Genomic DNA, 26451 nt, shown 5'->3' on the forward strand with positions numbered 1-26451 from the left:
CAAGGCCGGGACGCGCCAAGTCCCGCCGCCGGTTTCCGCCTTGCGCCCTCGCGCCCGGTCTGGTTCATCCTTCGCAAGACAGGAGGTGCCCCCATGCTGATCCGCGACGCCGAAGCCCGTGACGCCGACCACCTCGTGCGCTTCATCAACATGGCCGCCGACGACCTGCCGCTGCATTTCTGGAGAAAGTCCGCCGGTCCCGATGGCGACCCCATCGCCCTTGGCCGCGAACGTGCGGCGCGCGAGACGGGCAATTTCTCGTACCGCAACGCCTGGCTGGCCGAGGTGGACGGAGAGGTTGCCGCCTGCCTTCTGGGGTATCCTGCCGCGATGGAGCCGGAGGCGATCGAACCCGACACCCCGCCGCTTTTCGTGCCGCTCCTGGAGTTGGAGAACATGGCACCAGGCTCGTGGTATCTGAACGTTCTGGCGACCTACCCGCAGCATCGCGGCAAGGGTTTGGGGTCGGCATTGCTGACGAAGGCTGAAGAGGTCACGCGTGCCGCCGGCCGCAGCTCGATCAGCCTGATCGCCGAGGATACGCACGCGGACGCCCTGCGCCTTTACCGCGCGAAAGGCTTCACCGAAATCGCCCGACGCCCCCTGGTGAAAGAGGACTGGGCGGTCGATGCCTCCGAATGGATCCTCTTCACCAAGTCCGTCTGAACACCGCCCGCCATCGACTTCCTCGCTCCCCGCCGGGTTGCTCCGACAAGGAGACGAAGTCGGAGGATGAGGTTTTCGGGCCTGCGGCCAATACTTGCCAAATCCTTAACGCTCACAACCAAGTGACTGAAATCATTGACCCGGAAAATCTGTCCGCGCGTGGCGCGCTCATCCCATCCGCAGGGCCATGTCCAGCATCCGGTTGGAAAAGCCCCACTCGTTGTCGTACCAGCCGAAGACCCGCAGCATCCCCCCTGCGGTCACCTTCGTCTCCGGGCAGGCCATCACCACCGACTCCGCCCGCGCCCTGAGGTCGGTCGAGACCAGCGGTCGGTCCGTCGCCCCGATCACGCCCCCCGCCGCCCGGAAGGCCGCGTTGACCTCCTCGACCGAGGGGCGGGCCTCGGTGACGAGATGGAAGTCCACGCAGGACACGCTGGCGACCGGCACCCGCACCGCCTGCGCGACGATCCGCCCGGCGATCTCGGGTAGGACCCCGTCCAGCAGTCGCGCGGCGGAGGTCGTGGTCGGCACCATCGACAAGGCCGCCGCCCGGCTGCGTGGGTAGTCGGCGGCCGGGGCATCCACCGTCGGCTGGCTGCCGGTGTAACAGTGGACGGTCGTCATCGACCCCGTCACGATCCCCCATCGCTGATGGATCAGCTTCGCCAGCGGCGCCAGCGCGTTGGTCGTGCAGGACGCGTTCGAGACGATCCTCTGCCCCCTCAGCGCCCCGTCATTCGCCCCCAGCACCACCGTCGCATCCGCCGCACCCGACGGACCCGAGACCAGCACCCGCGCCGCCCCCGCCCGCAGGCCCCGCTCGGCCACCTCGCGCGTCTCCGCACGGCCGGTGCATTCCATCACCAGGTCCACCCCCGTCAGGTCCAGAGTCGAAAGATCCGCCGTCCGATGCAGGGGCACCCGACGCCCATCGACGACCAGCGCCCCGTCCTCCAGAGCGACCGTCCCCCTCCACGGCCCGAAGACCGAGTCGTATTCGAAAAGATAGGCGCACATCTCGGGTGCGGCGATGTCGTTGATCCCGACGATCTCCACCCCCGGCCAGCGCGCCGGCGTCTGAAGGAAGGCGCGCAGGACCGACCGCCCGATCCGCCCGAACCCGTTGATGAAGACCCGCATCCGCCCTGCTCCGCGCTTGGTTCCATGCAGTCTCAGCACGGGCCGGGTGCGGCATCAACAGGGTCTTGATCAAAACTTGTGCCCGGCACAATCGCACCGGGCCCGGGTGACAAAGCCGGGCGTCAGTTGCCGCCGAGGATCTCTTCCAGCGCCCGCCGCGCCTCATCCTCCAGCGCCTTCGTCGCCCCGCGTTTTGCCGCGTCACCAAGCGCTTCATCCGGGGCAACTTCGACCCCCAGCTCTTCCTTCAGGCGCCGCTCCAGTTCGGCCTTGGCGGCGGCTTCGGCGGCCTTCGCTTCGGCTTGCAACCGTTCGGCAGCGGCCTTGGCCTCGGCCTCCATCTTTTCACGCGCGATCGATTCCAGATCCAGCCGGAACCGCGGCTTTGCCCAGGGACCGGTGATGAGCAGCGGCACCATCACCCCACCCGTCCCATCCCCGGACGCAAGTGCCGTCGGCCGCAGCCGATAGTCCAGGGTCCGCGCGCCGAGCCCGATCTCGCCCGAGCCCGAGGCGGTAAAATAGGGGGCCACCAGCTTCAGGTCGCTGTTCGACAGAACCCCGCCCGCGATCGAGAAGGTGCCCGCAAGCCCGTCGAACACCGTCTTCTGGCCCTCGCCGACATAGCCGAGGTCCAGGGTCCGCAGCATCCCGGCGATGTCCAGCCCGCGCAACTCGCCCTTGCCAAGCTCCAGCACCCCCTTGCCTTTCAGACTGTTCATGATCGCCGCGACCGAGTTGCCGACACCCAGAAACTCGATCTCGAAATCTCCGGTCGAGATCAGCCGGTCCCAGCCCGCCAGATCGGAGAACAGCGGCTGGGTCTGGAGACCCGCAAAGGACAACCGCCCCCCGACCGACAGGCCGCCCCGACCATTCACCACGAAATCGCCGGTGATCAGGCCGCCATAGGCCTGCATCTCGCGGATTTCGGTGACGGCCCGGGCGCGGTCGATCGTGACGAGGACGCGCGTCTGCCCCAGCTTCAGCACCCCAAGATCGACCGAAGGCGCCGCCAGGGCAATTTCGGCATCCATCGCCCCCAGGGCGCTGACGTCTATTGCGCCATCGGGCCAGCCTTCGGCCTGCATCCCCCCGGCCCCGCCACCGCCCATCTCGCCATCGGGTCCGGTCGCCATGGTGATCGGCCCGGCGGCCAGTTGCGCCTTCAGCAAGGGCCGCGCTTTGCCCGGCGCAAGATCAAGGTCGCCCGTGATCCGGTTGCTATCCGCGACGATCTCGGCCCCGCGCAGGAAGGCCGCGCCGGTGCCGTCCAGCGTCAGTTGGCCAGAGACCGTCAGACGATCGCTGCCAAGGCCCGCAGAGGGTCGGGACAGCTTGCTGCCGATCAGGGCGCCCAGCGCGGGAAGATCGGACAGATCGGCGACCAGCGCACCTTCCGCGGCAAGCGGCGCATAGCCGCCGCGCCCCTCGAAGCCGATCTTCGTGCCGCCCGCGACCAGACTGGCCTTGACCGGAACGACGCGCCCCATGGCAAAGGCCGAGAATACCTCGCCGGACAGATCCAGCGCCACCTTCTGCCCGCTGGAGAGTGCGGTTGCGGTCAGCGCGAAGGGGCCGGTGAAATCCGGGATCGACAGGCTGGCATCCACCTCGTCCAGCGTGACGGACCGACCGGACTGCCTGTCCAGATAGACCAGCCGCCCGCCCGCAATCGACCCCTTGTCCAGCGTGAACCCGGTGGCCGGAGGCGGCACCGCACCCGCGCCTCCGGCCTCGCCCGCGGCACTTGCGGCAAAGACCCAATTCGCCCGCCCGTCTTCCGCGCGCTCCAGGTTGAATTCGGGGCGGTCGGCCGTCAGGCCCAGGATCTTCACCTCGCCACCCAGAAGGGCGCTCAGATTGACGTCGACCGACAGGCTCTGGGCGCGGAACAACGGCTGGTCGCTGGTGGACCATTCGGCATTGGCGATGCTGACCGGGCCGGTGGTGACGCCCAGGCTTGGCCAGATCCGGGGTTTGATCTCGCCCAGCATCTCCAGCTTGCGGCCGGTCATCGTCTCGAACTGGCCCGAGACCGCCTGCGCGATGCGTTCTGACGGCACCGTGGCGAGGAGTGCGAAGGCCAGGACGACAACGACCACCAAGGCAGCCCCGACCCGGACGATCCAGCGCATGCTCACCTCCTCGGATTTTCTTGTTTTGCGACAGCTTATGCCCCCCGGCGCCGGGTTGCCAAGTCAGGGTGGCCCGACTGGCATCAAATGGCCGAGAGGACCTTGCCGCGTTGGGCTTTCCTGAACCGCCCCGGCACGGTATAGGGCGCGAATGTCGCAGAACCCGCCGCTCCTTCGCCCCGACCTTGCCCGCGCGCTTGTCCCCGACAGCCGGAGAGAGGGCCAGCCGACCATCGGCATGGTCTCGCTGGGCTGTCCGAAGGCGCTGGTGGACAGCGAGCGCATCCTGACGCGCCTGCGCGCCGAGGGCTATGCGATCAGCCCCGACTACAAGGGCGCGGATGCGGTGATCGTGAACACCTGCGGGTTCCTGGATTCGGCGAAGGCCGAAAGCCTGGAGGCGATCGGCGAGGCCCTGCAGGAAAACGGTCGGGTGATCGTGACCGGATGCCTCGGGGCGGAACCGGAGTATATCACCGGCGCGCATCCGAAGGTGCTGGCGGTGACCGGCCCGCATCAGTACGAAGCGGTGCTGGACGCCGTCCACGGTGCCGTGCCCCCCGCGCCCGACCCGTTCATCGACCTGCTGCCCGCCACGGGGGTTTCGCTGACGCCCCGGCACTACAGCTATCTGAAGATTTCCGAGGGCTGCAATCACAAGTGCAAGTTCTGCATCATCCCCGACATGCGCGGGAAGCTGGTCAGCCGTCCCGCCCATGCCGTCCTGCGCGAGGCGGAAAAGCTGGTCGAGGCCGGGGTGAAGGAACTGCTGGTGATCTCTCAGGACACTTCGGCCTACGGGGTGGACCGCAAGCATGACCTGTCGCCCTGGAAGGGCGGCGAGGTGCGCGCCCATATCACCGACCTTGCGCGCGAGATGGGCAAGCTCGGCGCCTGGGTTCGGCTGCACTACGTCTATCCCTATCCGCATGTGCGCGACCTGATCCCGCTGATGGCGGAGGGGCTGGTGCTGCCCTATCTCGACATTCCCTTCCAGCACGCCCACCCCGACACGCTGAAACGCATGGCCCGCCCGGCAGCGGCGGCGCGGACGCTGGACGAGATCGCCGCCTGGCGCGCGGTCTGCCCGGACCTCACGCTTCGGTCCACCTTCATCGTGGGCTACCCGGGAGAGACCGAGGCCGAGTTCCAGACGCTGCTCGACTGGCTGGACGAGGCGCAGTTGGATCGGGTGGGCTGCTTCCAGTACGAAAACGTCGCCGGTGCCCGGTCGAACGACCTGCCCGACCATGTGCCTGCGGAGGTGAAGCAGGACCGCTGGGATCGCTTTATGGAAAAGGCACAGGCGATTTCTGCTGCAAAACTGTCCGCGAAGGTTGGAAAAGTGCTGGATGTCATCGTGGACGAGGTCGACGAAGACGGCGCCACCTGCCGCACCAAAGCCGACGCGCCCGAGATCGACGGCAACCTCTTCATCGACGACGGCTTCGAGGAGCTGGCCCCGGGGGATATTGTCCGGGTCGAGGTGGATGAGGCGGGGGAGTATGACCTGTGGGGGCGGCGGGTCTGACCTGCGGCAGCCTGTCGCCTGACTTCGGCGCATGCGAGCCTATTTTCCGGGGATGACCCACGAAACCCGCGTCCTTTACAACGACTCCTGTCCGGTCTGCCGGTTCGAGATCGACGCCTACCGCCGCCGCGCGCAGGCCGAGGGGCTGCCGATCCGCTTCGACGCGCTTGACCGCGCCGGGGACTGGGGGCTGACGCCGGATCAGGCGGCGCGAAGGCTGCATGTCTGGCACGATGGCCGGGTCCTGTCCGGGCTGGCGGCGTTCCGGGCGCTGTGGTCGGCGATGCCGCGCTGGCGTTGGCTGGCCCGCATGACGGGCTTGCCGGTCATCCGGCCGCTGGCCAATCTTGTCTACGACCGGATCGCCGCGCCGCTCCTTTACCGTGCGCATCTGCGGCGGCAGCGCCGGTAGGCTACCCCGCCAGCACCACGACCCAGGCCACCCCGGCCCCAAGCGCCGCAAGGGCCACGCAGGCGGACCCGCAGTCCTTGGCCTTCTTCGCGCGGGGGTCCTGGCCGGGAGAGATCATGTCCACCACCTCTTCGACCGCGGTGTTGACAAGCTCTGCCGCCAGCACCACGAGCCCCAGCGCCAGGATCAGCCCCCGCTCTCCTGGCGTGAGGTCCAGCGAAAACGCCAGAACGGCGGACAACACATTGGCCAGCGTCCATTGCCGCAGCGTCTTTTCCGTGGCCCAGGCAGCGCGGAAGCCGTCCCAGGACCAGATCACCGTATTGGCCAGCCGCCGTCCCTCGGCCCGCAAGGCGTCAAGCATGTGTCCCCCCGTTTTCCCGGAAGGTTAGCTCCGCAGGGCTCTCGCGCCAAGCGGATCAGCCACGCAGCGCAGCAAGAGCAGCGCGCGTGCAGGTGACGATATGGGCAAAGCGGTCGCCGCCCAGATGCACCCCGCCATACCAGCGGGTCACGACGACGATCCGGTCCGGCACGCCTTCGCGTTCCAGCATCTTCAGGATCACCGCCCCGGCACCGCTTTCGCCGTCGTCGTTCTTCAGCGGGCCGCCGTCAGCCAAGAGGGCCGCCCAGCTATGGTGTGTCGCCTTGTCGAACTTGCGGCGCTGGCGCAGCGTTGCAAGGAAGGCGTCGATCTCGGCCTTGCTGCGCACGCTCCCCACGGCAGCCGCATAACGCGAGCCGCGGTCGCGGATAAGGTCTTCCAGAATGATCATGAGTTCAGGCTAAAGGACAGCGCAGCGCGCGCCCAGAGCCATCCGCCGTCGCCGCGCCTCAGCCCAGCGCCTCGATCCCGGCCTTGTTGGGGCAGAAGTCCGGCATCGCACGGGCCGCACCGGACTTGCCCAGCCAGGCCTCGCATATCTTGCCCTGGTCGCAGGCGGCGCAGCGGGCGATCAACTCCTCCAGTTCGTCGCGTTGCAACCAGCCTTCCACCACGGCACGCGGCAGGTTGACACCCGACAGTCGCGCCATCCCGCGCGTCAGCCACCAGGCCCGCGGCGCCTCTGGATACCCGATCATCGTCTTCACCTCCGGTCCATGCCTCATGCTGCGCAAGGCGCGACCGGACCGCCTTGACGCAGATCAATACCCGCGCAGGCGCCGCACGGTCTGGGCCACCAGCGCCTTGCGTTCGGCGTTCGGCGGGTGGCTGCCCAGGAACCTGTCGCCCGGATCGGGCAGCCGGTCGAAAAAGCCCGAGCCCAGCACCGGATCATATCCCGCGCGCAGGGCGATCTCGGCCCCCAGCGCGTCGGCCTCCAGCTCGAACTCGCGCGAATAGCTGCGCGCGGCGACTTCGGCGCCGATGTTCTGCGCGGCGCGCACCTCTTCGGGGGACAGACCGCTCGCCTGCGCCAGCACCCCGGCCAGAACCGCGCCGGACAGCGCCTGATCCTGCCGCTTGGGGATATGGCCCGAGATGTGATGCGCTGCCTCGTGGCCAAGGACAAAGGCCAGTTCATCGGCATTGCGCGCATCGGCGATCAGCGCCAGCGTGAAGCCGATCACCGGGCGGTTGAACCTGTCCAGCGTCTGGAAAGCGTTCGGCGGCTGGCCGGGTCGGTCGTCGACCACGATGCGGAAATCGCAGTTCTGCGCGACACCCCGGCTGCGGCAATAGCTTTCGGCCACCGGCTCGACCTGGGCCACGACGGCCAGGAAGGTCTCGGCGGCGGCGCGCGCCACGGGCGGCGGCGCGGTCGCGGGGACTGGCGCGACGGGCGGCAGGGCCGGCGTCGGCGCGACGCAGCCGCCAAGGACCAGGGCAATGGCGGTCGCATGGACCAGGATCAGGGGAAAGCGCATCCGTTCGCCTACATGACAAGTGGCAAGGGTAGCAAATCGGCGGACAAGGGAAAGGGTGGCTCACCAAGCTGTCATCCTGCCTTTGCCGTTGCCGAAGCCGGTCGCCGCGGCTAGCCTGTGCCCATGTTCACCATCGAGCACACCTTCGACGCCACCGTGATCACCCTGGTCGACGAGGGCGGCGACCTTCCCCTGATGGAAGACGTCGTCATCAATGCCTTCGAGGATTGCGTCACGGTCGAACAGGCCGATCCGCAGACGGACGAGGTGCTGCGGATCACCCTGTCGCTGAGCCAGCTGCGCGATCTGGCCGCCGCGCTGAACCTGCCCGAAGGCAGCTACCGGCTGGAGCGCAAGGGCTGACGGCCCTGGCCGGACCCCGCCGTCCCGGCCTCAGATTTGATCGGCCAGCCCGGCCATTCCGGGCGAAACTGCTTGACCTTTGCCCGGGGCTGTCGTTGAAGCACCGCTGATCCGAAGATCGGCATGGTGGCGGACAGATGGAAGAGCAGAACAACAAGAACCTCATCCTGGCGATGGTTCTGAGCGCGGCGGTGATGATCGTCTGGTTCGTGCTGTTCCCGCCGCCCGAGGTCCCGGTTGACGCCACCGTTCCAGCAACGGCAGCGCAGGACGGGGCGCCCGTCCAGGCCCCCGCCGCGACGGCCGCCGATGCCACCACCGGCACCCCTACCCCGGCAGAAGCCAATGCTGTCGCCAGCGCCCCGCGGGTGGCCATCGACACGCCGAAACTTTCGGGCAGCATCTCGCTTGTCGGCGCGCGGATCGACGATCTTTCGCTGAAGACCTACCGCGAAACACTGGAGGCGAACTCGCCGAACGTGCGCCTTCTGTCGCCGGTCGGCGAGGATTTTCCCTACTACGCCCTGATGGGCTGGGCCCCTGGCGCGGGCACCGACGCCGCCGATCTGCCGGACGCCCGCACCCAGTGGTCCTTGACCAGCGGTGGCCCTCTGGCACCCGGCAAGCCGGTCGTCCTCAGCTGGACGAACAGCAAGGGCGTGACCTTCAGCCGCGAGATCTCGGTCGACGACAACTTCCTGTTCACCATCGCCGACAGCGTGAAAAACGCCGGGGCCGCCCCCGCCGCGATGTATCCCTATGGCGTTATTGCCCGACATGGCCTGCCGAAGATGCAGAACATCTTCGTCGTGCACGAAGGCATGGTCCGCAGCGCCGATGGCACGCTGGAGGAAATCCGCTACAAGGACATCGTCAAACTTGACCAGGTCCCCGCGGAACAGGCCGCTGCCGAACTGGTGCAGGTGGACGGCAAGGGCTGGATCGGCTTCACCGACCACTACTGGATGACGACGCTTGTTCCGCAACAGGGCCAGCCATTCACCGAAGTGACCAAGCATGTCGCCTCGGCCGACATCTACCAGACCGAAATTCGCCAACCGGTCCAGACCCTTGCCCCCGGGGCCGAGATCAGGAACACCATCCAGCTTTTCGCCGGCGCCAAGGAATGGGCGACGATCAAGGCCTATGACGACAGCGGCGTGGTCCCCGGCTTCATCGATTCCATCGACTGGGGCTGGTTCTTTTTCCTCACGAAGCCGATCTTCGCCGTCCTTCACTGGCTGCACGGCCTGATCGGCAACATGGGCCTCGCGATCATTGCGCTGACCTTCTTCCTCAAGTTCCTGGTGCTGCCCCTGGCCTACAAGTCCTACGCCTCGATGGCGCGGATGAAGGAATTGCAACCCGAGATGGAGGCGCTGAAGGAACGCGCGGGAGAGGACAAGCAGAAGCTCCAGCGCGAGATGATGCAGCTTTACAAGGACAAGAAGGTGAACCCCGCTGCGGGCTGCCTGCCGATCCTGATCCAGATCCCGATCTTCTTCAGCCTCTACAAGGTGATCTTCGTCACCATCGAGCTGCGCCATGCGCCATTCTTCGGCTGGCTCAAGGACCTTTCGGCGCCTGACCCGTCCTCGCTCTACAACCTGTTCGGCCTTCTGCCCTGGGACGCGCCGCCGACCGGCAGCCTTCTGCATCTGATCTTCATCGGTGTGCTGCCGATCCTTCTGGGCATCACCATGTGGCTTCAGCAAAAGCTGAACCCGGCCCCGACCGACCCGGTGCAGCAGCAGATCTTCGCCTGGATGCCCTGGGTGTTCATGTTCATGCTCGGCGGCTTCGCCTCGGGCCTGGTGATCTACTGGATCACGAACAACACGATCACCTTCATCCAGCAGTATCTCATCATGTGGAGCCACGGCAAACGGCCGGACATCTTCGGCAACATCCGGTCGGCAAAGCTGGCCCGGGCCGAGGCAAAGGCCAACACGCCTTCGGCGGCCAACACGCCCAAGGCTCCGACGACCACGCCAAGGAAGGGCAAGAAGTGACAGGGCCTGCGCGGGGGCACATCGCGCAACTGGTGCGCCACCCGATCAAGTCCGCGGGCCATGAGACCGTGGCCGAGGCCTTGCTGACCGAAGGCGCGGCCTTTCCCTTCGACCGGGTCTGGGCCGTAGCCCACGCCGCCGCCCGCCTGACCGAGCCGCCGACATGGGCCCCGAAGCTGCACTTCCTGCGTGGATGGGGCTCGGCCGAGCTTATGGCGATTTCCTGCACATCGGACGCTGCAACAGGAACCGTCACCCTCAGCCATCCGCGCCGCCCGACGACCAGCTTCCGGCCCGACGACGCCGCCGATGCCGCACGACTGATCGACTGGCTGCGCCCCCTCTGGCCCGAGAACCGCCCCGAACCCGCCCGGGTGGTCCGCGTGCCCGGCCAGGCGCTGACCGATCAGGATCAGCCGTTTGTCTCGATCAACTCCGTGGCCTCGCTGGCGGACCTGTCGGCCCGGATGGGCACCAACCTGTCACCGCACCGCTTTCGCGGCAACATCTGGGTTGCCGGCTGGGCCCCCTGGGCAGAGCTTGACCTGATCGGCCAGGAGATCACGGTCGGCCGGGCCCGCCTGCGCATCGAGGAACCGATCGGCCGCTGCCGCGCGACCGGGGCGAACCCGGAAACCGGCCTGCACGATGTCGACACGATGGGCGCGCTGGAAACGGGCTACGGCCATACCGATTTCGGCGTCTTCGCCCGGGTCATCGCCGGTGGCCGGATCGCCGTGAACGACGAGGTGCGCTGATGGCCATGACCTTCACTCTGACCCCCGAGCCCGAGGACGCGGCGCGTGAACAGGGCAGGCTCCTGTTCGCCGGTCCCGTGACCTTCGTGAAGGGTGTGGTTGCGATGTCCGGCCTGCCCCCGGCGGATCGGGTGGAGGTCTGCTTTGCCGGTCGGTCGAACGTCGGCAAGTCCAGCCTCATCAACGCGCTGACCGGCCGCAAGACGCTGGCCCGGGCCTCGAACACGCCCGGCCGGACGCAAGAGATCAACTATTTCGCCCTGGGCGAGGAACGGTATCTCGTCGACCTGCCGGGCTATGGCTTTGCCGAGGCTCCGATGGCGGTGGTGGCGAAGTGGCAGGCGCTCTTGAAGCAGTATCTTTCCGGCCGCGCGACGCTGCGCCGGGCCTTCGTTCTGATCGACGCGCGACATGGGGTCAAGGCGGTGGACGAAGAGATCCTGACGCTTCTCGACCGCTCTGCCGTGACCTTTCAGGCGGTGCTGACCAAGGTCGACAAGATCAACCGGGTCGAACGCGAGGCGGTGATCGAACAGGTCAAGGGGGCCCTTGGCAAGCACCCGGCAGCCTATCCCGAGATCGTGGTCACAAGCTCCGAAAAGGGCGAAGGCATCGAAACCCTGCGCGCCGTGATCGCGACCCTGGAATAGAGCCACGATCCTTCGAAGGATCTTGCAAATCGCCTGGGAAAGATTTGTCCCGGCGCTACCGGCCCGCATCATGCTCCGGGTCGGCTCCGGGCACCGGGTCATAACCGTGCCCGCCCCAGGGATGACAGCGGCAGATGCGATGCGCCGCCAGATAGCTGCCCTTCACCGCCCCGTGCCGCTCCAGCGCCTCAAGCGCATAGGCCGAACAGGTGGGCTGGAACCGGCAGCCATGCCCGACCCAGGGCGACAGGACAAGCCGATAAGCCCGTACCGGCAACGCGACGAGATGGGCCAGAGGCGTCATGTCCGGCCCCGGTGGACCGACGCCACCGCCTGCCTCAGATCGGCGCAGAGCTCGGCATAGGGACGCGAGACGGTGGCCTCGGGCCGGGCGACCAGCACATAGTCCCACCCCGCCCGCGCCTCCGGGGCAAGCACCTCGCGCGCCAGCGCCCGCAGCCGGCGCTTGGCCCGGTTGCGCAGCACCGCATTGCCGATCTTCTTCGACGCGGTAAAGCCCACCCGCACCTGCGGATCCCCGTCCGCGCGGTCGCGGGCTTGCAGGAGGAACCCGTTCGTCCCCTGCCGCCGGGCAGAGGCGGCCTTCAGGTAATCGGCCCGCCTGGCCATCACGCAAAGCGAAACCGCCGGAGGCCTTTCGGGCGCTTCGGCGACGATGCCTTGGCCCTGGGTCTCCGGCGGTGTCATTCGCAAACCGACGCCCTTGCGGGCGCTAGATCAGGCGGTCAGCTTGTGACGGCCCTTGGCGCGGCGGGCAGCCAGGACCAGACGGCCGTTCTTGGTGGCCATGCGCGCACGGAAGCCGTGGCGGCGCTTGCGAACCAGGTTCGACGGTTGAAAGGTGCGCTTCATCGCGGCTCTCCATCAGACTGGACCCGAACCCCGAATGGATTCGAGGGCCCGTAACTTGAAGCCCGTCCTTTACGGGTGGTCGGGACCCAAGTCAACGTCATGGGGCAGGATTTCCTGCAACATTTCTGCCGCGGGGGCCGGGAAATGTTTCACCTCGGCGAAGATGAGCCCCCGATGGATCAAGGCCGCGTGAAACCCCTGTTGCCAGGCCCTCTCCTGCGTCATGGTCGGCGGCCTAGCAAGGATGCATGATGACGCCCGCCGAATCCTCTCCTCCCCCGACACGGACATGGCTCCGGCGCCTGCCGATACTGGTGATTCTGGCCGCTGCGGTCATCGGCGCCATCGCCTTTCGCGACGCCCTCAGCTTCGAAACGCTCGCCCGCCACCGCGAAACGCTGCTGGCCTTCCGCGATGCCCATTACCTGTGGTCCGTTCTGGCCTTCCTGGCCGCCTATGTCGCCATCGTGGCGCTCAGCCTGCCCGGCGGGACAGTGGCGACGCTGGCCGGAGGCTTTCTATTCGGGCTGTTCCCCGGGGTGTTCTACAACGTCCTCGGCGCCGGAACCGGAGCGGTCCTGGTCTTTCTTGCCGCCCGCACCGGCTTTGGCGACGCGCTGTCGCGGCGGCTGGATGGCGCGGGCGGCAAGGCGGCGCGGCTGCAGGCGGCACTCCGCGAAAACGAATGGTCCGTCCTGTTCCTGATGCGCCTCGTGCCGCTGGTCCCCTTCTTCATCGCCAACCTGATCCCGGCCTTCGTCGGCACCAGCCTTGCGCGGTTTGCCGTCTCGACCTATCTCGGAATCATCCCCGGCGCCCTGGTTTTCACCTCGGTCGGCTCTGGCCTGGGCGAGGTCTTCGCCCGGGGCGAGGCACCGGACCTCGGGATCGTCTTCACCCCTCCCGTCCTCTTGCCGCTTCTCGGGCTTGCCGCCCTTGCCGCGCTGCCCATGCTGGTGCGCGCCTTCAAGGGAGACCGCTGAATGCCACGGATCGACACGGACATCTGCATCATCGGTGCCGGGTCGGGCGGCCTGTCGGTTGCCGCCGGGGCGGTGCAGATGGGCGCGCGGGTCGTGCTGATCGAAGCCGGAGAGATGGGCGGCGACTGCCTGAATGCGGGCTGCGTGCCGTCGAAGGCGCTGATCGCTGCAGCCAAGGCCGCCGAGGCGCAGCGACGCGGCTTTCGCGGGGTCGCCCCGGTTCAGCCGCAGGTCGACTTCGGCGCGGTCAAGGACCACGTCCAGGCCGTGATAGCCCAGATCGCCCCCGTCGACAGCCAGGAACGGTTCGAGGGCCTCGGCTGCACCGTCATCCGCGCCTTCGCCCGCTTTACCGGCCCGCGCGAGGTTCAGGCGGGCGACCGGACCATCCGCGCCCGCCGCTTCGTCATCGCCACCGGCTCGCGTCCCCTTGTCCCTCCTATCCAGGGCGCGGACTCCGTGCCCTTCTTCACCAACGAGACGATCTTCGACCTGCGCGAGAGGCCGTCGCATCTGATGGTCATCGGCGGCGGGCCGATCGGCCTGGAAATGGCCCAGGCGCATCGTCGGCTGGGGTCCGAGGTCACGGTGATCGAGGGCGCAAAGGTCCTCGGGCGCGAGGACCCGGAGCTGTCGCAGGTGGTGATCGAGGCGCTGACGGCGGAAGGCATCCGGCTTGTCGAGGGCAAGCCCGTGGTAAGGCTGTCAGGCGCGGCGGGTGCGGTCGAGGTGACACTGGGCGACGGGCAGCAGATCACCGGCTCGCATCTGCTGATGGCGGTCGGCCGCAAGGTGGCACTTGAGGGGATGAACCTCGAGGCGGCCGGGGTGGACTATACCGCAAAGGGCGTCACGGTGGACGCAAGGCTGCGCTCCTCGAACCGGCGGGTCTATGCCGTGGGCGATGCGGCGGGGGGGCTCCAGTTCACCCATGTCGCGGGCTGGCACGCGGGCATCGTGATCCGGCAGGCCGTGCTGGGCCTGCCCGCGCGCGCCGACCCCCGCGCCATCCCCCGCGCGACATACACCGACCCCGAACTTGCCCAGGTCGGCCTGACCGAGGCCGAGGCCCGCGCGCAGCATGGTGCCGCGCTGACCGTGGTCCGGGCCGAGTTTGCCCACAACGACCGCGCCATGGCCGAGGCGAAAGCCAGGGGCCTGGTCAAGGTCATGGTGGTCAAGGGCCGCCCGGTCGGCGCCTCTATCGTCGGGCCGCAGGCGGGCGAGCTGATCGGCCTCTGGGCACTGGCGATCTCGGCCCGGCTGAAGCTGTCGGCCGTGGCTGGCATGGTCGCGCCCTATCCGACTCTGGGAGAGGTTTCCAAACGCGCGGCGGGCGCCTATTTTGGGCCCAAGCTGTTCGAGAGTGCAGCCCTGAAGCGGCTGGTGCGATTCGTGCAGCGCTGGCTTCCGTAACGCGGGGCACAAGGAAGGTTCGGGTGACGGAAAGACGCAAGCGCTTTCTGAACACGCTTTCAGGGCGTTTTCTGATCCTTACGGTCATCTTCGTGATGCTGGCCGAAGTGCTGATCTTCGTGCCCTCCATCGCGCGGTATCGGGCCGATTTCCTGCTGACCCGGCTCAAGCAGGCCCAGATCGCCGCCCTGACCCAGCTGGCCGCCGATGACATGGTCTCGCCCGAACTGGAGGCCGAGCTTCTGAAGAACGCCGAGGTCTTCAACGTCGTCCTGCGCCGCGACGAGGTGCGCCAACTGGTGCTGTCCTCGCCAGTGCCCGGGGAAATCCACGACTCCTTCGACCTGCGCATGGCGGGTCCCTGGGAACTGATCCGCGACGCCTTTGCCTGTTTGCTTGACCCCGAGAACCGGATCGTCCGGGTGATCGGCTACCCGGTCAAGGACGCGGGCACGCTGATCGAGGTGACGATGGAGACCCGACCGCTGCGCGCTGCGATGATCGAATACGGCCTGCGCATCCTGATCCTCTCGGCGCTGATCTCGGTAGTGACGGCCTTCCTTCTGTTCCTGGCGGTGCAGAGGCTTCTGGTGCTGCCGATCCGCCGCGTCGTGCGCCACATGCAGACCTATGCCGAAGCGCCCGAGGATGCCCGCCGGGTGATCGCGCCCGAAGCCAATGTCGAAGAATTGCGGATGGCCGAAGAGGCGCTGCAATCCATGCAGACCCAGCTAACGAACGCCCTGCGGCAGAAGGAGCGGCTCGCCCAGCTTGGCGCCGCTGTCGCCAAGATCAGCCATGACCTGCGCAACATCCTGACCACGGCGCAACTCTTTGCCGACCGGATCGAAGGCAGCGCCGACCCGGTCGTCGCGCGCTCGGCCCCGAAGCTGGTCAATTCGATCAGCCGGGCGGTTTCGCTGTGCGAGGCGACGCTCGCCTTCGGCAAGGCCGAGGAACCTCCGCCGCAACTGCGCCGTCTCAACCTGGCGCAGCTTGTGGGCGAAGTGGCCGAAGGCGAGGCGCTTGGCGCCGACACCGCCATCACCTGCCTGATCGACGTGCCGCCCGGCATGATGATCCGGGCAGATGGCGAACAGCTCTACCGCGTGCTGTCGAACCTTGTGCGCAACGCCCGCCAGGCGATCGAGGCGACGGGGCAGCCCGGCACGATCGAGATTTCCGCCGGCGAGGATGAAACCGAATGGTGGATCCGCATCGGCGACACCGGGCCTGGCCTGCCGCCAAAGGCGCGCGAACACCTTTTCTCGGCCTTCCAGGGCGGCACCCGCAAGGGCGGCACCGGCCTTGGCCTTGCCATCGCTGCCGAACTTGTGCGGGGTCACGGCGGGCGGTTGGAACTGGCCCGCAGCGACACGGACGGCACCGAATTCGCCATTCACCTGCCGAAAGGCACAACCGACACGTCCCCGGTGATTTCGCCCTTGCATTGACCGCAAGGCAAGGCTAAATCGCCCGACATTGCGGACCCGTAGCTCAGCTGGATAGAGCATCAGACTACGAATCTGAGGGTCGGGCGTTCGAATCGCTCCGGGTCCGCCATCTTCCCCTACCTGTCCAGACACATCGCTTTGCCGTCTGAAGGTAGGGACCCGTCAATTCCGTTGCAGAACCATCGCTTGCGTCAGTCAGACGCGCGAACCGACGGGAGCGATGAGCGACCTGTCCCTGGCTGCCCGCCGCGCAAAAGGTGCAGCTGCGGCGGTCATCCTCGCCGCAGTCGTCTGGCGCCGCCCGCGGCGAGCCATGACGCCGGAGCCTAGTGCCCCAGGATCTGGCTCAGGAACAGCTTGGTCCGGTCGCTCTTCGGGTTGTTGAAGAACTCCTTCGGTTCGTTCTGTTCGACGATCTGGCCCTGGTCCATGAAGATCACCCGGTTCGCCACCGCCTGGGCAAAGCCCATCTCGTGCGTGACACACAGCATGGTCATCCCCTCCTCGGCCAGCTGGATCATCGTGTCGAGGACCTCCTTGATCATCTCGGGGTCCAGGGCCGAGGTCGGTTCGTCGAAGAGCATGATCCGCGGCTTCATGCACAAGGACCGCGCGATGGCCACGCGCTGCTGCTGACCGCCCGAGAGCTGGCCGGGATACTTGTGCGCCTGTTCGGGGATCTTGACCTTGGTCAGGAAGTGCATCGCCGTCTCCTCCGCCTCTTTCTTCGGAACCTTGCGGACCCAGATCGGCGCCAGAGTGCAGTTCTCCAGGATGGTCAGATGCGGGAAGAGGTTGAAGTGCTGGAACACCATGCCCACCTCGGACCGGACCTTGTCGATGTTCTTAAGGTCGTTGGTCAGCTCGGTCCCGTCGACGATGATCTGGCCCTGCTGGTGCTCTTCCAGCCGGTTGATGCAGCGGATCAGCGTCGATTTCCCCGATCCCGACGGCCCGCAGATCACGATCCTTTCGCCGCGCTGGACCGTCATGTTGATGTCGCGCAACACGTGGAACTGCCCGTACCACTTGTTCATCCCGGTGATCTGGATCGCGACTTCGTCCGAGACCTGCATTTTAGCTGCTTCTGCCATGATGTGCCCTTAGCGATGATCGGTCTTCAGCTTGTCTTCCAGGTATTTCGAATACCGCGACATGCTGAAGCAGAAGATGAAGAAGATGGCGCCGACGAAGATGTAGGGCTCCCAGTAGATGCCCTTCCAGTTGATGTCCTGCCTGACCAGGTGGGTGATGCCCTTCAGGGGTTCGTAAAGCGCCACGATGACGACCAGCGTGGTGTCCTTGAACAGCCCGATGAAGGTCGACACGATGCCCGGGATCGAGATCTTCAGCGCCTGCGGCAGGATGACAAGCCGCTGCGCCCGCCAGTAGTCCAGCCCCAGCGCATCCGCCGCCTCATACTGCCCGCGCGGCAGCGCCGCCAGCGCGCCGCGCAGGACCTCGGCCAGATAGGCGGCGGCAAAGAACGTGACCAGGATCAGCACCCGCAGCAGAAGGTCGAAATTGGCCTGCGGAGGCAGGAAGAAGCCCAGCACGAAGGCCGCGACGAACAAGAGCGTGATCAGCGGCACGCCGCGGATCGTCTCGATGAAGATGACGCACAGCATCTTGACGATGGGCATGTCCGATTGACGGCCCAGCGCCAGCAGGATGCCCAGCGGCAGCGAGAAGGTGATGCCCGTGACCCCGATCACGATCGACAGCAGGAACCCGCCGAACTTGTCCGAGGCGATCCAGAGCAACTGGATCGGGATCGCCGATTGCAGGGCGTCCGCGACCGGCGCATCCACGAACATCCACCAAAGCACCGCCGCCACAAAGCCCGCCCCCGCCGCCGGGGCAAGCCCGATGACAGGCGAGGCCAGGCGGAAGACCAGGTACAGCACGCCGAACCCCGCCACGGCGACGATGGGCGTCCAGATCGACCCGCCCCAGAGAAGCCAGAAGCACAGCGCCGGAAAGGCGAGCGTGAACCACAAGAGCTTGCCCGGCTGAACCTGCGCCAGCGCAAGCAGCGCCAGCACGCCCAGGATCGCCAGCGCAAAGGCCAGGCTCGGCGCCGAGGCAAGATACAGCGTCAGCACAAGGAAAGCCGCGACCACGGCAAGGATGATCGTCAGGTTGCGCTTCTGCCCGGCGAACAGCACCGGGGCCAGTGCTGCGAACAGCAGGCCGAAGGCCAGAACCGGGCGCCAGCGTTCGTCCACAGGATACTGGTGTCCGAAGATGAAGGCGCCCCACCAGGGCCGCAGGAAGGCCCAGCAAGCGCCCGTTGCCCCCTCGCCCGCCGAAGCCGTCACGATCTGGCGGCATTCGTTCAGCGATCCCGCATTCCAGACCGAATGCCAGAACCAAGGAAAGCTGTTCCAGGCGACGAAGGCGATGAAGAGGGTGGCCGCAGCTGTCAGCGTCGAATTCAGCCAGCCCGAGAACAGATTCTCGCGCAGCCATTTCAACGTCCCGCTTTCCGACACCGGCGGCGGCATGGCGGGCAGCATTTCGGTACGGGTAAAACCTTGTGCCATCTTAACGCGCCTTCAGCTGGACGGAACGGTTGTACCAGTTCATCACCATCGAGATCGTCAGGCTGATCGACAGGTAGATCGCCATCATCAGGAAGACGCATTCGATCTCGCGGCCGGTCTGGTTGCGGGTGATGCCGCCCAGCGTTCCGCTGAGGTCGCTGTAGCTGATCGCCACCCCCAGCGAGGTGTTCTTGGTCAGGTTCAGGAACTGGCTGATCAGGGGCGGGATGATGACGCGCAGCGCCTGCGGCAGGATCACCAGGCTCATCGTGCGGCTCGGCCGCAGGCCCAGCGCAAAGGCCGCCTCGGACTGACCCCGGTTGATCGCCTGAATGCCGCCGCGCACGATCTCGGCGATAAAGGCCGCAGTATACAGCGACAGGGCCAAGAGCAGCGCGGTGAAGGCATGGGCCACCAGAATCCCGCCCTGGAAGTTGAAGCCTTTCAGCTCGGGAACCTCCCAATGCAGGCCAAGCGCGGCCAGCAGAGCGATGATCGGCGCGAACAGCACCAGCAGCGATTTCCACCACGTCACCGGGCGGACGCCGGTCGCCTCTTGAATCGCGGTCGCCTGCGCCCGGATGAAGCGATGGGCAAGGACCGACCCGGCGATGACCAGCACGATCGCCAGGAAGGTCAGGTTCACCGACATGAAGCCCAGGTCGATCGTCCCCAATCCCCGCTCCAGCAGCGGCGCGGGCACGTTGGTGCCCCGGTTGGTGATCGCCACGGTGTCGAAAAGCGTCATCGACGCGGCCGGAGCTTCTCCTGCCGCCAGCATCTCGTCGGTGACGCGGAAGTCGCGCGGCTGCGGCATCGTCTCGGTCAGGATGACATAGGACAGCAGCACCCAGAGCAGGAGCGGCACATTGCGGAAGACCTCGACATAGACGGTCATCAGCCGGCTGACGAGCCAGTTCTTCGACAGGCGCAGCACGCCGATGAAGACGCCGAGGATCGTCGCCAGGATGCAGCCGCAGATCGCGACGGCCAGAGTGTTGGTCAACCCGACCAGAAGCGCGCGGAAATGGACGTTGTCGTTGGTGTACGGGATCAGCGTCTGCGGGATGTCGTAACCCGCGCGCTGCCACAGGAAAGCAAAGGACAGCTCTTTCCCGCGTGCGTCCAGGTTGCGGTCGACGTTGTAACCCAGCCAGATGATCGCCAGCACGAACAACCCCAACACCACCGCCTGAATGGTGTAAGAGCGATACCGCGTGTCGAAGATAAGCATGGACAGCCGAAAGGAATCTTTCGGCGCTTCAGCGGCCATTGCCATGGCTTCCCCCTGATATTGCTGCCAGGCGTCCCCGATGTTTCGGTGGTGGGCGGTCACACCCCGGGCCGGGCAATCTGTCCTGAAAGGCGAAACCGGGGGCGCCGACAGGCGCCCCCGACCAGGTCCGGATCAACGGAACGGCGGTGCGTACTGCAGGCCGCCTTGCGTCCAGAGCGCGTTCAGGCCGCGCGCCAGGTTGATCGAGGTGCCCTCGCCGATGTTGCGCGCGAAGATCTCGCCATAGTTGCCGACGGCGGCAATGGCGTTCTTGAAGGCCGCATTGTCCAGACCGAACTTCGCAGCCATGTCGCCCGAGGCGCCGAGCAGACGCTTCACCTCTTCGTCATTGGTCGACGCCAGGACTTCCTCGATATTGGCCTGGGTGATGCCCTTCTCCTCGGCGATCACCAGCGCATAGTAGGTCCAGCGGACCACGTCGCCCCAGTTGTTGTCGCCATGACGGACGACAGGGCCCAGCGGCTCTTTCGAGATGATTTCCGGCAGGATGATGTGGTTTTCGGCATCCGGCAGGGTCGCGCGGGTCGCGGCCAGGCCCGAGGCGTCGGTGGTGAAGGCGTCGCAGGCCCCGGCGATATACTGCCGCTGCGCCTCGGAGTCGTCAGCCACGTTCACCGGCTGGTAGCTGATGTTGTTTTCCTTGAAGAAGTCGGCAAGGTTCAGCTCGGTCGTGGTGCCGGTCTGGATGCAGACGGTAGCACCATCAAGCTCCTTGGCCGAAGACACGCCCAGGTCCTTCTTCACCATGAAGCCCTGGCCGTCGTAGTAGTTCACCGCGACGAAATCCAGCGCCAGTTCGCTGTCGCGCGACGCGGTCCAGGTCGAGTTGCGGACCAGAAGGTCAACCTCGCCCGACTGCAGCGCGGTAAAGCGGGTTTCGCCCGTGGTCGGGACGAACTTGACCTTGTTGGCGTCGCCCAGCACGGCGGCAGCGACGGCGCGGCACAGATCGACGTCGAACCCGCTCCAGTTCCCGTTCGCATCCGGGGCGCCGAAACCGGTCAGGCCGGTGTTCGACCCGCAGATCAGCTCGCCCCGCGCCTTGACGTCGTCCAGCGTTCCGGCAGCCGCCAGACCCGAGACGAGCGCGGTGGCCGCGAGCGTGCCGAAGAATACGGATTTTTCCATTCTTACCTCTTCCTGAGTGGGTGACCCTTTTGGACGGTCACGTTCTTGTGCAGCGCGATCCTGTCGCGCCGGTGATTTGCAGGCGCGTCGCCGCGACTACTGCCCCGCAGTTTCGGCGAAAGCGCTTTTGTTGGTCAAGCGGGCTCTGCCGCAATCGGGAAAAATGCCCATTTTCTGCGGGTTAGAACAGTCGAACAGCCTGATAAACCCGGTCTGCACAGGTTTTGGTCAAAGTTGTTACCCGCACAATCCATAGAATCGGTCCGCGTGCCGGAAGGCGGCCTGCTTGCGAAGCGTGACATCGGCCGCCTCCTCGTCCTCGCCCCATTGCGAAATCTGCCAATCCTCGTCGATCCGCGACAGCCGCCAGGCGTCGTCCACGGTGATCCGCCCGCGCACCAGGGCCAGCGCAAGAACCAGCGAGCCCGACATCGCCACCAGGTCGTGAAAGGCCGCAAGCTGGAACGGCGTCATCCGACCGACCAGTTCATGCAGCGTCGCCAGGCTGGCCGCCGGTTGCTCGACATGCATCACTCCGACCGTCACCCGCAGCGGCGCGTCCAGCACCCCGGCCGCCCAGTCGAGGATCGGGTCCCAGGCCTCGGATTGCCGCGCCACCAGCTCCTGCGGCCCCTCGGCCCGGTAGCACAGCAGGTCCGAGCCACCATAGGCCGCCAGCATCGCCGCGACCTCGTCCATCTGCGGCGCGACCTTGTCGATGGCCGAGTTCGCGGTCCGCGTGAAGGGCATCGTCTCGGGGTCGACCTTGCCCAGCTGCGCCTGCCATTCCGCCGCCACGGCTTCGGCCAGGGCCAGCGTCGGCAGCACCAGCGGCGCCTTCAACGGCGTCCGCACCGGGCGCGCGTCCAGCTGCACGGTGAACCCGCCTTCCGTCGCAACGGCGCTGGCCGTGGTCCAGAACCGCCGGGCCGCCCAGACGCTCATCTGATCGCCTCGAACGGATCGGCGGGCACGTCATCCTCTTTCCAGTCCAGAAGCCTCCAGGTCCGCGCCATGTGCTCGGGCAGGGGCGCGGTGAAGGTCAGCAGGACCTTGGTGATCGGATGCTCGATCGTCAGGCTGCGGGCATGAAGGTGCAGCTTCTTCGACAGGTCCCCGCCCGCCCCCGCGCCCCAGCCATCGCCCAGGTTCTCGGCCTCGGACCCGCCATACTTGCCGTCGCCGATGATCGGATGCCCGATCTCGGCCATATGCGCGCGCAGCTGGTGGGTGCGCCCGGTGATCGGCTCCAGCGCCATCCACGACAGACGGGTGCCCAGGAACCACAGGGTGAAATAATCGGTCTGCGCGCGCTTGGCGTCGGGGTGATCCGCCATCTTGGCGGGGTGGACGCAGAGCATCTTCTCGCCCTCGCCGCCCCTGCCCCGGCCCGGAGCCTTCTCCAGCGCGAACTTGATCGACCCCTTGCGCGGATGCGGCACGCCGGCCACCACCGCCCAGTAGATCTTGCGCGCGTTGCGGTGCCGCAGCGCCTCGCTCAGGGCCCGTGCCACGCGGTCGGTGCGGGCCAGCATCAACACGCCCGAGGTGTCCTTGTCCAGCCGATGCACCAGCTTGGGCTTGTCCTTGTAGCCGAACTTCAGCGCCTCGCTCAGCCCGTCCACATGCCGGTCGCCCTGCCCCGAGCCCCCCTGCGACGGCAGACCCGCGGGCTTGTTCAGGACGATGATGTGCTCGTCCTTCCACAGAACCGCGCCCTGGATCATCCGCGCATCCGCCGCCGACACACCCTGCACCCGCGCCTCGGCCCGGGGGGCCGCAGCGGGCAGGGGCGGCACCCGCACGGTCTGGCCCGGCATCACCCGGTCCGAGGCCTTCACGCGCCCCGAATCCACCCGGATCTGACCCGTGCGGCACAGCTTCTCGACCACGACCTGGTTCAGCTGCGGAAAACGGCGACGCAGCCATTTGTCCAGCCGCTGCTCGCCTTCGTCCTCGGTCACTGTCAGCATCTGGACGCTCATGTCAGAGCCCTCGCCACGCTCAGCCCGGCAACGATCGCCGTCAGCGACAGGATGACAGACACCCCGACATAGGCGACCGCAAGCTCGTGCTGGCCGCGCTCCCACAGGGTCAGCGTGTCCAGCGAAAAGGCCGAGAAGGTGGTGAACCCGCCCAGGACCCCGGTCATCAGGAAGGGCGCATAGGCCGTGCCGCCCTTCTTTGCCAGAACCACGACGATGACCCCCATGACGAACGAGCCGACGACATTGACGATCACCGTGGCATAGGGAAAGCCCGGCCCGATCCAGCGCATCACACCGACATTGGCAAGATAGCGCAGGGATGCACCGATCGCGCCCCCAAGGGCGACCTGAAGAAGGGTCTGGAACATGCGCCCCCCTTTGCGGCGGTGCGGGCGGAATGTCAATGTTCGCAGGAATTGCACCGGAACTTTCGAAAATTCCGTCCCGGAGCCTTTGCAGGCTCCGGGACGATTTCTTCGAAGAAATCGGCGCTACCCGTCCTGCCGTTTCGCCCGGAGCTTCGCGAAATACTCCACCCGCTTCTTCAGCTCGCGCTCGAAACCCCGTTCAGGCGGCAGATACCAGACCGGCCGCTTCATGCCGTCCGGGAAATAGTTCTGCCCGGAGAACCCATCCTCGGCATCATGGTCATAGGCATAGCCCGCCCCATAGCCCTGGTCCTTCATCATCCGGGTCGGCGCGTTCAGGATATGCTTCGGCGGCATCAGGCTGCCCGTCTCTCGCGCTGCTGCCCGCGCCGCCTTGTAGGCCGTGTAGACCGCGTTCGATTTCGGGGCGAGTGCAAGATAAACAACGGCTTGCGCGAGGGCGAGCTCACCTTCCGGCGAGCCCAGCCGCTCATAGGTCTGCCAGCCGTCAAGGCAGACCGCCTCGGCCTGCGGGTCGGCCAGGCCGATGTCCTCGACCGCCATCCGGGTGATCCGCCGCGCCAGAAACCGGGGGTCCTCACCGCCCTCCAGCATCCGCGCGAACCAGTAAAGCGCGGCATCCGGGTCCGATCCCCGCACCGATTTGTGCAAGGCGCTGATCAGGTTGTAATGTTCCTCCCCCGCCTTGTCGTATTTCGCTGCCCGCCGCATCAACCTTTGGGAAAGCATGTCGCGGGTAAGGTTCTGATCCACCTTCCAGGCCGCCACCTGCTCGATGAGGTTCAGCAAAGCCCGCCCATCCCCATCAGCCATCTCCAGCAGCGCCTCGCGCGCCTCGCCCTGCAAGGGCAGGGCCCGGCCCAACTCCTTCTCGGCCCGTTGCGCCAACCTTTCCAGATCGGCCAAGGAAAGTCGCTCCAGTACAATGACTTGACTGCGAGACAACAGCGCGGCGTTCAGCTCGAAACTTGGATTCTCGGTCGTCGCGCCGACAAGAAGGATGGTGCCATCCTCCATATGCGGCAGAAACCCGTCCTGCTGTGCCTTGTTGAAGCGGTGGATCTCGTCCACGAACAGCAGCGTCCCCTTGCCGTTCTGCCGCCGCAGCTTTGCCGCCTCGAACACCTTCCGCAGCTCCGGCACCCCGGTGAAGATCGCGCTGATCTGCACGAAATGAAGCGCGGTCTCATCCGCCAGCAGTCGCGCGATGGTGGTCTTGCCCACCCCGGGCGGCCCCCAGAGGATCAGCGACGACAGGGACCCCGCCGCCAGCATCGCCCCAAGCGGGCCGTCGCGCGACAGGACCTTGTCCTGCCCGATGACCTCGGACAGCGCCTTCGGTCGCAGCCGGTCGGCCAGCGGGCGGGGACCGGTGTCAGGGGACTGGGGCATGTCGAACAGATCGGCCATGACCCATCTTATCCGGCTGCCCGGCCGGACTAAAGCCGGAAGCGCAGCCGCAGCGGCTCGCCTGCCCGGATCAGGTCGATCTGCCAGCGCCGCGAGGGCTGCGAGGCCGCCACCAGCGCGTCCTGGGGCGTCTCCAGCGGCTCACCGTTGATCGCCACCAGCACGTCGCCCGCCTGCAACCCCACCTCACGCGCGAAATCCGTGGCCTCGGTCACGGCCACGCCGCGGGCGTCCAGCGGCAGATGCAGGTCAGCGATCACCGCGGGGTTGATCCGCACCAGCGTCGCCCCGCGCAGGATCACATCGTCCCGCACCGTCAGTTCCGCCCGGTCCGGTTCGTCCGGGGCGGGGCCGAGCGTCACCTGCGCCTCGCCCGTCGCCCCCTCCTTGAGGTAGCTGACCGCCTGCGGCCCGTTGCCCAGCACGGTCAGACGATACAGAAGTTCCTGCGGCGTGTTCACCGGCGCCCCGCCCAACGACAGGATCACGTCCCCCTCCGCCAGCCCGGCGGCCGCCAGCGGGCTTTGCGGATGCAGCGCGGTAATCATCACCCCCAGCGGCCGGTCCAGCCCCAGAGCCTCGGCCAGCGTGCCATCGACCTCCTGCCCGGTCATCCCGGCCCAGGGCCGCTGGAACCGGGTCTCGCCCGCCTTTGCCTGGGCGATGAAGGCCGCGACCAGGTTCGAGGGGATCGCAAAGCCGATGCCGTTCGACCCGCCATCCTTGGTCAGGATCGCGGTGTTGATCCCCACCAGCCTTCCGGCCATGTCCACCAGCGCCCCGCCCGAGTTGCCCGGATTGATCGGCGCATCGGTCTGCACGAAATAGCCCGACCCGTCCCCCACCTGCAAAGCCGAGCGCGCCAGGCCCGAGACGATGCCCGAGCTGACCGTCTGCCCCACCCCGAACGGGTTGCCGATCGCCAGCACCAGATCGCCCACCTGCAAGGCGTCGCTGTCGGCCAGCGCCAGCGCCGGCAGGGGCGCGTCGGCATCGACCTTCAGCACGGCCAGATCGCTCTGCCTGTCGGCCAGCAGGACCCGGGCGGAATATTCGCGCCTGTCGGCGAGGACCACGCGGATGTCGGTCGCATTCTCGACCACATGGTAATTCGAGACGACTATCCCCTCTGCCGAGGTGATGACCCCCGAGCCCAGCGAATTCTGCACCCGTGGCGGCCCGTTCGTCCCGAAGAACTGGTCGAAGAAGGGATCGCCCTGAAACGGGTTCCGACGGTCGCGCACTTCGCTGCGGGCATAGATGTTGACCACCGCCGGGGCGGCCTCTGCGACCACTGGCGCGAAGGACAGGGAAATCTGTTGCGCGCTTTCGGGAACAGAGGTTTCCGCCTTGACCGGCAGGGCGGTCGAGACGAAAGCCACAAGAACAAGACGCAGCATGGAACGACTCGGGTTGGCCACAATC

Annotated in this window: 28 protein-coding genes and 1 tRNA gene; 11 read left to right on the top strand and 18 right to left on the bottom strand. The window is 66.7% G+C overall.

Features of this window, described 5'->3' with window-relative positions; translation table 11 throughout:
* Positions 1-93 precede the first annotated feature (93 nt).
* Positions 94-666 (top strand): GNAT family N-acetyltransferase, encoded by a 573-nt coding sequence (locus D5084_RS00305; RefSeq protein WP_162302347.1) that lies wholly within the window; start codon positions 94-96, stop codon positions 664-666.
* 168 nt (positions 667-834) lie between these two features.
* Here the strand turns inward: D5084_RS00305 and D5084_RS00310 are convergent, their stop codons facing one another.
* Together D5084_RS00310 and D5084_RS00315 are read right to left on the bottom strand one after the other, a co-directional pair.
* Positions 835-1809, bottom strand: a complete 975-nt coding sequence (locus D5084_RS00310) for a type I glyceraldehyde-3-phosphate dehydrogenase (RefSeq protein ID WP_128513561.1) — start codon at positions 1807-1809, stop codon at positions 835-837.
* A 122-nt stretch (positions 1810-1931) separates the two neighbouring features.
* Positions 1932-3947 (bottom strand): AsmA family protein, encoded by a 2016-nt coding sequence (locus D5084_RS00315; protein WP_128513527.1) that lies wholly within the window; start codon positions 3945-3947, stop codon positions 1932-1934.
* A gap of 151 nt (positions 3948-4098) precedes the next feature.
* Between D5084_RS00315 and rimO the strand changes: the two genes are divergently transcribed.
* Together rimO and D5084_RS00325 are read left to right on the top strand one after the other, a co-directional pair.
* Positions 4099-5478 (top strand): 30S ribosomal protein S12 methylthiotransferase RimO, encoded by a 1380-nt coding sequence (gene rimO / locus D5084_RS00320; protein ID WP_128513528.1) that lies wholly within the window; start codon positions 4099-4101, stop codon positions 5476-5478.
* A 52-nt stretch (positions 5479-5530) separates the two neighbouring features.
* The gene (locus D5084_RS00325) at positions 5531-5890 is read left to right on the top strand and encodes a thiol-disulfide oxidoreductase DCC family protein (RefSeq protein ID WP_128513529.1); all 360 of its coding nucleotides are present in this window, start codon (positions 5531-5533) and stop codon (positions 5888-5890) included.
* Between the two features lies 1 nt (position 5891).
* Here the strand turns inward: D5084_RS00325 and D5084_RS00330 are convergent, their stop codons facing one another.
* From D5084_RS00330 to D5084_RS00345, 4 genes are read right to left on the bottom strand one after another with little or no spacing between them, the layout of a single operon-like run.
* Positions 5892-6254: a diacylglycerol kinase gene (locus D5084_RS00330; protein WP_128513530.1), complete on the bottom strand. Its 363-nt coding sequence runs from the start codon at positions 6252-6254 to the stop codon at positions 5892-5894.
* Between the two features lie 55 nt (positions 6255-6309).
* Complete coding sequence (locus D5084_RS00335; protein WP_128513531.1) at positions 6310-6666, bottom strand: YigZ family protein; 357 nt, start codon at positions 6664-6666, stop codon at positions 6310-6312.
* 58 nt (positions 6667-6724) lie between these two features.
* On the bottom strand, positions 6725-7000 hold the full coding sequence (locus D5084_RS00340) for a DUF6455 family protein (RefSeq protein ID WP_238382463.1): 276 nt from the start codon (positions 6998-7000) through the stop codon (positions 6725-6727).
* Positions 7001-7036: 36 nt separating this feature from the next.
* Positions 7037-7759, bottom strand: a complete 723-nt coding sequence (locus D5084_RS00345; RefSeq protein WP_128513532.1) for a M48 family metallopeptidase — start codon at positions 7757-7759, stop codon at positions 7037-7039.
* A gap of 123 nt (positions 7760-7882) precedes the next feature.
* Here D5084_RS00345 and D5084_RS00350 point away from each other — a divergent pair, with 123 nt between their 5' ends.
* The 4 genes from D5084_RS00350 to yihA all read left to right on the top strand — a co-directional run bounded on the left by D5084_RS00350 (position 7883) and on the right by yihA (position 11542).
* Positions 7883-8122 carry a DUF8831 family protein gene (locus tag D5084_RS00350; protein WP_128513533.1) on the top strand — a complete coding sequence of 80 codons (240 nt, stop codon included), beginning with the start codon at positions 7883-7885 and terminating at the stop codon, positions 8120-8122.
* Positions 8123-8259: 137 nt separating this feature from the next.
* Positions 8260-10134, top strand: coding sequence for a membrane protein insertase YidC (yidC, locus tag D5084_RS00355; protein WP_128513534.1), 1875 nt, complete (start codon positions 8260-8262; stop codon positions 10132-10134).
* Positions 10131-10892, top strand: coding sequence for an MOSC domain-containing protein (locus tag D5084_RS00360; protein WP_238382464.1), 762 nt, complete (start codon positions 10131-10133; stop codon positions 10890-10892). The genes yidC and D5084_RS00360 overlap by 4 nt, the downstream gene beginning before the upstream one ends.
* Positions 10892-11542, top strand: a complete 651-nt coding sequence (gene yihA, locus D5084_RS00365; RefSeq protein ID WP_128513535.1) for a ribosome biogenesis GTP-binding protein YihA/YsxC — start codon at positions 10892-10894, stop codon at positions 11540-11542. Before D5084_RS00360 ends, yihA begins: the two co-directional genes overlap by 1 nt.
* Before the next feature lie 55 nt (positions 11543-11597).
* On the opposite strand, the gene yidD is transcribed toward yihA, so the two are convergent.
* Genes yidD through rpmH form a run of 3 tightly spaced genes read right to left on the bottom strand, consistent with a single transcriptional unit; the run spans position 11598 to position 12415 of the window.
* Positions 11598-11846, bottom strand: a complete 249-nt coding sequence (gene yidD / locus D5084_RS00370; RefSeq protein WP_128513536.1) for a membrane protein insertion efficiency factor YidD — start codon at positions 11844-11846, stop codon at positions 11598-11600.
* The gene (gene rnpA / locus D5084_RS00375; RefSeq protein WP_128513537.1) at positions 11843-12250 is read right to left on the bottom strand and encodes a ribonuclease P protein component; all 408 of its coding nucleotides are present in this window, start codon (positions 12248-12250) and stop codon (positions 11843-11845) included. Before rnpA ends, yidD begins: the two co-directional genes overlap by 4 nt.
* Before the next feature lie 30 nt (positions 12251-12280).
* Positions 12281-12415 (bottom strand): 50S ribosomal protein L34, encoded by a 135-nt coding sequence (rpmH, locus tag D5084_RS00380; protein ID WP_103259146.1) that lies wholly within the window; start codon positions 12413-12415, stop codon positions 12281-12283.
* A gap of 248 nt (positions 12416-12663) precedes the next feature.
* On the opposite strand from rpmH, the gene D5084_RS00385 reads away from it, so the two are divergent.
* The 4 genes from D5084_RS00385 to D5084_RS00400 all read left to right on the top strand — a co-directional run bounded on the left by D5084_RS00385 (position 12664) and on the right by D5084_RS00400 (position 16377).
* Positions 12664-13398, top strand: coding sequence for a TVP38/TMEM64 family protein (locus tag D5084_RS00385; protein ID WP_435532649.1), 735 nt, complete (start codon positions 12664-12666; stop codon positions 13396-13398).
* On the top strand, positions 13399-14814 hold the full coding sequence (locus D5084_RS00390) for a dihydrolipoyl dehydrogenase family protein (RefSeq protein WP_128513539.1): 1416 nt from the start codon (positions 13399-13401) through the stop codon (positions 14812-14814). It begins immediately after the preceding gene.
* 95 nt (positions 14815-14909) lie between these two features.
* Positions 14910-16268, top strand: coding sequence for a sensor histidine kinase (locus tag D5084_RS00395; protein WP_128513564.1), 1359 nt, complete (start codon positions 14910-14912; stop codon positions 16266-16268).
* A 32-nt stretch (positions 16269-16300) separates the two neighbouring features.
* Positions 16301-16377: transfer RNA gene (locus tag D5084_RS00400), tRNA-Arg, on the top strand.
* Between the two features lie 217 nt (positions 16378-16594).
* Here the strand turns inward: D5084_RS00400 and D5084_RS00405 are convergent.
* From D5084_RS00405 to D5084_RS00445, 9 genes are all read right to left on the bottom strand, one after another.
* On the bottom strand, positions 16595-17362 hold the full coding sequence (locus tag D5084_RS00405) for an amino acid ABC transporter ATP-binding protein (RefSeq protein WP_128513540.1): 768 nt from the start codon (positions 17360-17362) through the stop codon (positions 16595-16597).
* A gap of 9 nt (positions 17363-17371) precedes the next feature.
* The gene (locus tag D5084_RS00410; protein ID WP_238382465.1) at positions 17372-18814 is read right to left on the bottom strand and encodes an amino acid ABC transporter permease; all 1443 of its coding nucleotides are present in this window, start codon (positions 18812-18814) and stop codon (positions 17372-17374) included.
* A 1-nt stretch (position 18815) separates the two neighbouring features.
* Positions 18816-20093 (bottom strand): amino acid ABC transporter permease, encoded by a 1278-nt coding sequence (locus D5084_RS00415; protein ID WP_128513541.1) that lies wholly within the window; start codon positions 20091-20093, stop codon positions 18816-18818.
* 129 nt (positions 20094-20222) lie between these two features.
* Complete coding sequence (locus tag D5084_RS00420; RefSeq protein ID WP_128513542.1) at positions 20223-21239, bottom strand: amino acid ABC transporter substrate-binding protein; 1017 nt, start codon at positions 21237-21239, stop codon at positions 20223-20225.
* A gap of 237 nt (positions 21240-21476) precedes the next feature.
* Positions 21477-22184 (bottom strand): ATP12 family chaperone protein, encoded by a 708-nt coding sequence (locus tag D5084_RS00425; RefSeq protein WP_128513543.1) that lies wholly within the window; start codon positions 22182-22184, stop codon positions 21477-21479.
* Positions 22181-23224: an RluA family pseudouridine synthase gene (locus tag D5084_RS00430; RefSeq protein WP_128513544.1), complete on the bottom strand. Its 1044-nt coding sequence runs from the start codon at positions 23222-23224 to the stop codon at positions 22181-22183. The genes D5084_RS00425 and D5084_RS00430 overlap by 4 nt, the downstream gene beginning before the upstream one ends.
* A complete protein-coding gene (crcB, locus tag D5084_RS00435) occupies positions 23221-23595 on the bottom strand; it encodes a fluoride efflux transporter CrcB (RefSeq protein WP_128513545.1) in 375 nt (124 codons plus the stop codon). Before crcB ends, D5084_RS00430 begins: the two co-directional genes overlap by 4 nt.
* Before the next feature lie 123 nt (positions 23596-23718).
* The gene (locus tag D5084_RS00440) at positions 23719-25026 is read right to left on the bottom strand and encodes a replication-associated recombination protein A (RefSeq protein WP_128513546.1); all 1308 of its coding nucleotides are present in this window, start codon (positions 25024-25026) and stop codon (positions 23719-23721) included.
* 29 nt (positions 25027-25055) lie between these two features.
* On the bottom strand, positions 25056-26426 hold the full coding sequence (locus D5084_RS00445; protein ID WP_128513547.1) for a trypsin-like peptidase domain-containing protein: 1371 nt from the start codon (positions 26424-26426) through the stop codon (positions 25056-25058).
* Positions 26427-26451 lie beyond the last annotated feature (25 nt).

This window comes from Tabrizicola thermarum (genome assembly GCF_003574395.1).
In the GTDB taxonomy this organism is placed as follows: Bacteria; Pseudomonadota; Alphaproteobacteria; order Rhodobacterales; family Rhodobacteraceae; genus Tabrizicola; species Tabrizicola thermarum.

Coding starts and splice junctions, on each gene's coding strand:
- D5084_RS00345 (WP_128513532.1), bottom strand. CDS start 7,759: ATGCGCTTTCCCCTGATCCTGGTCCATGCGACCGCCATTGCCCTGGTC.
- rpmH (WP_103259146.1), bottom strand. CDS start 12,415: ATGAAGCGCACCTTTCAACCGTCGAACCTGGTTCGCAAGCGCCGCCAC.
- D5084_RS00390 (WP_128513539.1), top strand. CDS start 13,399: ATGCCACGGATCGACACGGACATCTGCATCATCGGTGCCGGGTCGGGC.
- D5084_RS00310 (WP_128513561.1), bottom strand. CDS start 1,809: ATGCGGGTCTTCATCAACGGGTTCGGGCGGATCGGGCGGTCGGTCCTG.
- D5084_RS00420 (WP_128513542.1), bottom strand. CDS start 21,239: ATGGAAAAATCCGTATTCTTCGGCACGCTCGCGGCCACCGCGCTCGTC.
- crcB (WP_128513545.1), bottom strand. CDS start 23,595: ATGTTCCAGACCCTTCTTCAGGTCGCCCTTGGGGGCGCGATCGGTGCA.
- yidC (WP_128513534.1), top strand. CDS start 8,260: ATGGAAGAGCAGAACAACAAGAACCTCATCCTGGCGATGGTTCTGAGC.
- yidD (WP_128513536.1), bottom strand. CDS start 11,846: ATGACGCCTCTGGCCCATCTCGTCGCGTTGCCGGTACGGGCTTATCGG.
- D5084_RS00330 (WP_128513530.1), bottom strand. CDS start 6,254: ATGCTTGACGCCTTGCGGGCCGAGGGACGGCGGCTGGCCAATACGGTG.
- D5084_RS00395 (WP_128513564.1), top strand. CDS start 14,910: ATGCTGGCCGAAGTGCTGATCTTCGTGCCCTCCATCGCGCGGTATCGG.
- D5084_RS00350 (WP_128513533.1), top strand. CDS start 7,883: ATGTTCACCATCGAGCACACCTTCGACGCCACCGTGATCACCCTGGTC.
- D5084_RS00425 (WP_128513543.1), bottom strand. CDS start 22,184: ATGAGCGTCTGGGCGGCCCGGCGGTTCTGGACCACGGCCAGCGCCGTT.
- D5084_RS00415 (WP_128513541.1), bottom strand. CDS start 20,093: ATGGCAATGGCCGCTGAAGCGCCGAAAGATTCCTTTCGGCTGTCCATG.
- yihA (WP_128513535.1), top strand. CDS start 10,892: ATGGCCATGACCTTCACTCTGACCCCCGAGCCCGAGGACGCGGCGCGT.
- D5084_RS00335 (WP_128513531.1), bottom strand. CDS start 6,666: ATGATCATTCTGGAAGACCTTATCCGCGACCGCGGCTCGCGTTATGCG.
- D5084_RS00385 (WP_435532649.1), top strand. CDS start 12,664: ATGATGACGCCCGCCGAATCCTCTCCTCCCCCGACACGGACATGGCTC.
- D5084_RS00340 (WP_238382463.1), bottom strand. CDS start 7,000: ATGAGGCATGGACCGGAGGTGAAGACGATGATCGGGTATCCAGAGGCG.
- D5084_RS00440 (WP_128513546.1), bottom strand. CDS start 25,026: ATGGCCGATCTGTTCGACATGCCCCAGTCCCCTGACACCGGTCCCCGC.
- D5084_RS00305 (WP_162302347.1), top strand. CDS start 94: ATGCTGATCCGCGACGCCGAAGCCCGTGACGCCGACCACCTCGTGCGC.
- D5084_RS00315 (WP_128513527.1), bottom strand. CDS start 3,947: ATGCGCTGGATCGTCCGGGTCGGGGCTGCCTTGGTGGTCGTTGTCGTC.
- D5084_RS00410 (WP_238382465.1), bottom strand. CDS start 18,814: ATGGCACAAGGTTTTACCCGTACCGAAATGCTGCCCGCCATGCCGCCG.
- D5084_RS00430 (WP_128513544.1), bottom strand. CDS start 23,224: ATGAGCGTCCAGATGCTGACAGTGACCGAGGACGAAGGCGAGCAGCGG.
- D5084_RS00325 (WP_128513529.1), top strand. CDS start 5,531: ATGACCCACGAAACCCGCGTCCTTTACAACGACTCCTGTCCGGTCTGC.
- D5084_RS00445 (WP_128513547.1), bottom strand. CDS start 26,426: ATGCTGCGTCTTGTTCTTGTGGCTTTCGTCTCGACCGCCCTGCCGGTC.
- rimO (WP_128513528.1), top strand. CDS start 4,099: ATGTCGCAGAACCCGCCGCTCCTTCGCCCCGACCTTGCCCGCGCGCTT.
- D5084_RS00405 (WP_128513540.1), bottom strand. CDS start 17,362: ATGGCAGAAGCAGCTAAAATGCAGGTCTCGGACGAAGTCGCGATCCAG.
- rnpA (WP_128513537.1), bottom strand. CDS start 12,250: ATGACACCGCCGGAGACCCAGGGCCAAGGCATCGTCGCCGAAGCGCCC.